Here is a 1,677-nt window from a genome sequence, read left to right as displayed (position 1 = left end):
GGTCGGCGGCGGACGCCGCGCCGGTCCGGGCGTCCTCCGCCGAGGCGAGCGCCGCCTCCAGCGCCTCCAGGTCGGGGGCGGGGCCCGCCGCCGCCTCGGCCAGCGCGCGGTCGGCGAGCAGGTCGCGGACGAGGGCCTCCTCGTCGTCGAAGCGGCGGAGCCGGTCGCGCAGCGCGGCCTGGTCCTCGTCCGGCATCGCGGCGGCGAGCACCTCGTCCGGCGTGCGGAAGCCCTCCTCTTCGGCGGTGGCCTTGGCGCGCGCGCGAGCGGCGGCGAGTTCCTCGGCGGCGCGGTCGGCCTCCCTCAGCGCGTCCATGGCCTCGGCCAGCGCGTCGGCCTCGCGGCCGAGCCGGTCGATGCGCGCCTCCAGGGTCGCGTCCGTGCCGCGCGCCTCGTCCAGCGCCGCGCGCAGCCGCTTCTCCTCGGCGTCGAGCTCCGCGCGCCGGGTGCGGTTCGCGGTGAGCGCCCGGACGTTGCCGTCCCGGGCGTCGCGGACCCGCTCCAGCTCCTGCTCGTCGCGGTGCAGGACGCTCTCCAGCCGGTCGGCCTCCGCGGCCCGCGCCACCGCCGCGGCGAGCGCCTCCTCCGCCTCGGCCAGATCGGCGGCGAGGGCCTCGGCGGCCGCCTCGCCGACCGCCTCCAGCAGGCCGTCGCGCTCGGTGCGCAGCGCCTCCACCTGGCGCGCCGCGTCCTCCCGGCCGTGCTGGGCGCGGTCGGCGGCGGCCTGCGCCTCGTCGACCTGCTCCTCGGTCGGGATCAGCGCGAGCGAGGTGACCGGGGCCGGGTGCTCGGTGGACCCGCAGACCCGGCAGGGCTCACCGTCCTCCAGCTCCTCGGCGAGGACGGCCGCCATCCCGTCCAGCCGCGCCTGCCGCAGGTCGAGGACGTGCTGCCGGGCGTCCTGCGCGGCGTCGACCGCGTCGCGGTGCGCGGCCTCCGCCTCGCCCAGCAGGTGCCCGACCTGGTCGCGGCGGTGCGCGGCGTCGAGCCGGCGCCGCGCGTCGGCCACCGCCGCCTCGGCGCCCGGACGCCCGGCCGCGGCGATCCGCGCCGCGTCCAGTTCGGCGCGGCGCGCCTCGACGATGCCGGGGAGGTCGGCGAGCGCCGCGGCGATCCGCGCCTCCTCGGGTTCGAGGCGCGCCATCTCGCGGTCCAGCTCCGCCCGCTCAGCCTCCAGCTCGGTCAGCCGCGTCGCCTCCTGCCGGCGGTCCGCCAGCTTCGCCACCTCGTCGCGGCGCGCGCGCTCGGCCTTCGCCAGGACGTCCTCGGACGCGCTGGGCGGCAGCAGCGTCCCGACCCGGGAACGGGTCTCCTCGGCCCACCGGCGCGCCTGGCCCGCGCGGACATGCCGGTCCTGCACGGCGCGCACCAGCGGCACGACCCGGTCGGCGCGCGCGGCGGCGTCGAGCCCCGACGCCAGCCGCGACCGCTCCTCGGCGCGCTCGGCCAGCGCGTCACGGCGCGCCAGCGCGTCGGCGCGCCGCCGGCGCCGCTCCGCCACCTCCCGCCCGGCCTCCAGCGCCTCGCGCGCGGCCCGCACCGCCGCGTCCGCCTCGTCGCGCAGCCCGTCGGCGGCCGCGCGGACGTCGACGTGCTCGCCCGCCAGCTCCGCCGCCCACGCCGGCAGCACCTCCACGTCCGCGGCCGGCTCCGGCACCTGCTCGCCGCGGCGCGGCG

Annotated in this window: 1 pseudogene; it reads right to left on the bottom strand. The window is 81.2% G+C overall.

What is annotated here, in order from left to right:
* Positions 1–1,677, bottom strand: a pseudogene (locus amrb99_RS49350) (SMC family ATPase); the annotation flags it as partial.

Origin of the sequence: Actinomadura sp. RB99 (assembly GCF_014706005.1) — a bacterium.
Classification (GTDB): domain Bacteria; phylum Actinomycetota; class Actinomycetes; order Streptosporangiales; family Streptosporangiaceae; genus Spirillospora.
The sequence above is the reverse complement of the archived record's forward strand: the minus strand, read 5'-3'. Positions and strand labels throughout refer to the sequence as shown.